6 protein-coding genes are annotated in these 4,906 nt (G+C 39.6%); all 6 read right to left on the reverse strand.

The genetic code is table 11. The annotated features are described in order from the left end of the window. Window positions 1-200: 200 nt before the first annotated feature. The gene (locus tag MHN01_RS16555) at window positions 201-857 is read right to left on the reverse strand and encodes a hypothetical protein (protein WP_239412352.1); all 657 of its coding nucleotides are present in this window, start codon (window positions 855-857) and stop codon (window positions 201-203) included. 438 nt (window positions 858-1,295) lie between these two features. After that, window positions 1,296-1,640, reverse strand: coding sequence for a carboxymuconolactone decarboxylase family protein (locus MHN01_RS16560; protein WP_239412353.1), 345 nt, complete (start codon window positions 1,638-1,640; stop codon window positions 1,296-1,298). 454 nt (window positions 1,641-2,094) lie between these two features. After that, entirely contained in the window at window positions 2,095-2,727 is a 633-nt protein-coding gene (locus tag MHN01_RS16565; protein WP_239412354.1) for a hypothetical protein, read from the reverse strand. Between the two features lie 81 nt (window positions 2,728-2,808). Continuing rightward, entirely contained in the window at window positions 2,809-3,348 is a 540-nt protein-coding gene (locus MHN01_RS16570; protein WP_239412355.1) for a hypothetical protein, read from the reverse strand. Continuing rightward, complete coding sequence (locus MHN01_RS16575; RefSeq protein WP_239412356.1) at window positions 3,338-3,562, reverse strand: hypothetical protein; 225 nt, start codon at window positions 3,560-3,562, stop codon at window positions 3,338-3,340. Before MHN01_RS16575 ends, MHN01_RS16570 begins: the two co-directional genes overlap by 11 nt. 462 nt (window positions 3,563-4,024) lie before the next feature. Beyond that, complete coding sequence (locus tag MHN01_RS16580; protein WP_239412357.1) at window positions 4,025-4,306, reverse strand: hypothetical protein; 282 nt, start codon at window positions 4,304-4,306, stop codon at window positions 4,025-4,027. Between the last annotated feature and the right edge of the window lie 600 nt (window positions 4,307-4,906).

Raw genomic sequence — 4,906 nt, forward strand, 5'->3', positions numbered from 1 at the left:
CGTCAATCCATTCCATTATTGTGAATGGCCAAAAGTAAATGAGACAAGGCACTAATTTAATAGTGATATAAAGTCATATCATCATATTGAATTGTGCTGATAGAAATAAGCAGGGAGGCTATTTAAGCCTCCCTGGGGTATTTTTACTACTAAAGAAACCTCATCTCGCATGTAGAAATCAATACTTCATTAAATTGATATCAAACTACGTTGCTTTCCTCTTGCAGTAACTTTGCAGTTTTTTCTTTAAGCAAAGCCATGGAACCTTCAAACTCTGGCATTATCGTAAAAGTCTGAGACTTTAACTGATAACGCCCGATTTGGCGTTGTGCGGGCCGGAAAGTAAAAATGATATCACCATGCTCTTTGCGGACATCAAACTCATCCTCCCGATACTGCTGTTGATTACCACTAAAACAGCCTTCAAAATACTGCAGTAACTCATGTGCTTGTGGTGATTTAAAATTCTTATCACCGATCGTAGCTGCATTGGTGTCTGATACCAATACGCGATAACTATGCTCGCTGTACTTCATGATCTCAAACAACTTACGGCGCTGCTGCTGGGTTGGCTTTACTGCAACATGCACCCGCCCCCGGGCTTCATAACGAATAATCCCTGTTGCCGTCATCAGGTTAACGATTGTTATCTCATCACAGGCACCATGCATTTCTGTAGGCAGTAATTTAGCAACTGCCCGGTGGTACTGGCGATTACTCAGATCAGAACGATTCAAATTGAGTAAACTGCCGTCACGTAGAATATATCCTCCATCCTTTTTAATATTTGTTACCCCAAAATGTGCTACCAGTTTGTCTAATAGCGCGTCATTAAATTGTTGTTCTTGTTGAATCATACCACTCATCTATTTACAAACTGCGTAATACCCCATAAGCCTCTATCATTCACCAGAGCAATCATAAATTCAGTGCGTAAACTCTCATTATGCAAATAATGTATATTTTGCAATAACTTAGAAACGATACAGGCTCATTGGTTTGAAACGATATTCGTTAATAAAGGTAATAATCAGGGCATTATTTCACTCTTGCGGCTGGACGTTAGATAAAGCTGATCTATACTGAATATTGGAAAGCGTATCTTTCTGCCAATAGGTCTTTTGAGATGAGGGGAAAGAGTAGCAACCATGTAAGTTTCTGGGCTTGTAGCATGGTCAACGAGAGAGAAGCAGAACCCTGTAATAGCTAACTCTCGACGCGCTTTTCACACTCTTTTCAGATATGCACCTGAAACCCGCTCATGCAGCGGGTTTTTTGTTGTCTCTAACTTCGAACTACACTTCCCAGTCAGGCTCGCTTGACTGAAAAGTTTCAATTTTCTCATCCGCCCAGCTCAGCGCTGCCATCACGCAAGGAAAGCCCAGTGTACTTGTTAGCAGGATGAGCGTATGACGTATTTCTTCGGCACTTGCACCCGCTTCTAGTGCCCGCTTAGTATGGCTGTGAACGGCACCTTCAGAGCGAATAGCCGCTGCAGCTGCCAGCTGAATCAACTGCGCTGATTTCTCATCAAGTGGCCCTTCCTGCTTCGTTGCCTTACCAAGCGCCTCAAGGGCATTGAGTAAATCAGGGTGGCGCTTTTTGACTTTAAGATATTGATTGGAAGGATTCGCAGCCATAAGTCTTTCCTCGCATAATGAAGTTAATCATTAGTATAGACAGTTATAGCCGTTCCAATTCTACGTATTACATTCCACAATTTACCAGCTGCAAATTCGACACAGACACATAAGAAACTGGCTTTCTATCAAATCAACAAGCCAAACTATAAGAATGTTGTAGGATGAATGGCTCAACCAAATCGTGCTACCTACAAGCAACCCTTGGTTGTAGGCAGCACTATCAAGCTTTTGGACAAAAGCGCGTTAGGACATTGACTCTAATGCCCTCTCCTCTAATAAGAAAAAGTTTGTTGAAGCCTTAAATGTCTATATCTGACTTTGCCCCGCAAGCCGATAATCTAGCAACCTCATACCAAATAAAGAAAATCCGAAATACTACCTTTAAAAAAGTCTATAACAATCCCGACTAAAAGCGCTAGAGTTCCAGTATATATAACATGAGCAATGTTTCTTATATGACTCTATCATCTTGTGCCATGTGCGCTTGTTCGGCACCTCCTGAATCAGTAGGCACCTTAAGTAATTGAATATCTATTGCTCTACTTAAGAATTCAGATGCTAGACGCTCTAAGAATACGGAGCACTTCCAATTTAGTTCTGTTACCTGCCTAATTGCCTCCGGAATGGCTTCCCTATTTTCTTTGGCGAAAATAACGCTTCTGTGAGCGATTACAAATTTGTAATGCAAACTCTTTGGTTTATTCCCGGCATTATCATCATGATAGTAAAGGAAGTAATTTGCTTGCTCTTCTCCGACGAGTAATCGTATTTTATTCCGATTTCTCCAGAAGCAGGAGTTCCATTTTTCAACAACTTCGAAATACTGCTTTTCTCTTTCCCGAATCTTTTCGTGGTCATCTAATTCAATTGCCCAGACTAACCTTTGAATCAAAAAGAAGCGATTAGCTATCAGATAAGACAGCTCATCCAAAAACTCGACACCTTCTTTATAACGCGCCTGATGAAGTGCGTGTTTTGTCTCTTCAGACCAAGCACGTCGTTTTAGATGGTAGCCAAAAAAGCCGCCTAGGATCCCTGAAAGAAGGAAGCTAACGATAAGTAACGAGATTTTCTCAATAATCATTGCATCCTCTTTTAGCTTTTACCTGAAATAAACAGAGCGAGTTTTAACTAACTTTCAAACAATAGAAAAAATTTAATCCAATTACTCTCGTACTAATTTTGAAAGTTCTAGAATTTCATTCTGATAATACCCGTACTTAGCAAATAGAGTCGCAAGGTTGTCATAATCAGCTGTATTTATAGTACCATCACTAAGCAATGACGCAAGTCTCGCATAAGCTCGTCCTAAATCACTAGATACTAATAGGCCTATTAGAGATTCAATGTCTCTATCGGATACGTTATGTTCTGAAAGACCTTCCCGCACTTTATTTTCTATTTCGACAGATAATGTGTAACACTCTTGAATTCTTTTTTCTCTCTGTCTCTGTTCCCAACCATCCCGAAACGGCTTAGAAAGTAGCAACCACAGCTTGAGCATTAAACGTTGTAATCCACTGAGAATCTCAGGTAATCCAGCAGAAAACAAACCAATAAATAATGCTATATAGTAAAGATAATTTTGTTGAATCTGAAAGTGCCATATTAAGAGTGAGAATAGTATGAGGGCCAATAAGAATATCACCCAAAAACGTATATCTCGAATTCTTTCTAAATAAGCGTCTATTATTTCATTTATCATGCTCTGACACCACTCGCCTGTAGAATCGAAGTACAAGAGCCATAGAAAGCAACGCAATCAGAGCTATTTTTGTACTTCTATCTATTAACTCGATAATACTGATAATTTCATTTGGTAAACCTAAAAAATGGAGCAACCATTCTATAGTCGCCAGCGCGATGACTATCACTGCGATAAGAATGAAATCACGAATTATATCAAATAGATCCGTCATGAAGCTCTGATTGAAGAACTTTGGAGGCCTATTATTCTTCATTTTTACACCAAGCATACTAACTAAATAGTTATAGTCTAGTCTTAAACCATAAATTGCTTTCCTTTTTTATGATACTTGTGAGTCACTATCAATGTACCCTTAACTCTGAAGTCACCTTACATACATTAGGAAAATTTGGTCAAATGACAAGCAAATGAAGTGAGAGTAATGAACTGCCTGCCTTACTTTGGGGGAAGTCAATGCTTCCCTATATGAATTCGAACTTTCGATTCTACAAGAACCAAGAACCTAACTAGTAATATCAACAACCTAACATCAAACCTTGCATCCGTTTTGTATACCCTTTTTGTACACGCAGTAGTGTAATCACCCACTCGCTTTCAGCCTTACCAATAAGCTTACCCTTTATAATACAGGCACTTACATTGGCATAAGGGGCTATATCTCCTGTTCGAGCATTTATTTTCTTCGCTTTTTCAGGTTAGTAAAGTATGCTTCAAGGTCTGCTACGTCTTTTTCCAATTCATCAATATCTGGAAATGAACCAGCAGTTTCCTCTGTCATATCATGTCTGTGCATATATGTACTGCACTTGCTCATAGCAGTATTAATGGTTTCAACATCTAGGTCGGTGATATCAGTTAAGTATCTGCAACTCTGGTTTTTTACTTCCCTATTGAAACGTTCTACAACACCACGAATTAGCCATTCTTCGACAAGCCTTTCCCAAGTTTCTCGCATTTTTCCATAGATAAAACCTGCTTGGTGCTGATAGTTTTCTATGGATTCGTTGGCTGCTTTTCTTGCTCTTACGTTCGCCTAAACCTAATGCTTGGTTTAGAGTGTATCTCCACCAATCAGGCTTTCCTTTACTGTTTATTAGGTCACATATTTTTGTTGCAATCGGCATAGATACTTCCTTCGCTGATGTGAATCCCCATGGTGTTGTATATGTTTTATAGAAAACTTGTTATAGCTCAAGTAACTACACCCAACGGAGAGCACCTTCGACCCATATCGAACACTCAAAAGATCCGATTTTTCACATAAAAAGTGGAGTGAATTCTTAAGATTAGATTATCTATGGGAGCTTGTGTTTGACTTCGCATAATCAAGTACTAGCTCTAACAAGTTTCGGGGCAAAAACACGCCAGAAAAAGAGGCTGGCACAAAGTGGACGGGAGTGTGTTAGTGCTAGATCTAACATGTAAGGTTCGGATAAAGAAAGTATGGTAACATGCCAACTCAGCGGGTAAATTGAGTACAGGGTCAAATTTGATCCGCTGCATTTGCTTATTAGGAGGCATTGCTAACCCTCCATATCTTCCAGTAACTTGAGCG

Origin of the sequence: Photobacterium sp. OFAV2-7 (assembly GCF_022347985.1) — a bacterium.
In the GTDB taxonomy this organism is placed as follows: domain Bacteria; phylum Pseudomonadota; class Gammaproteobacteria; order Enterobacterales; family Vibrionaceae; genus Photobacterium.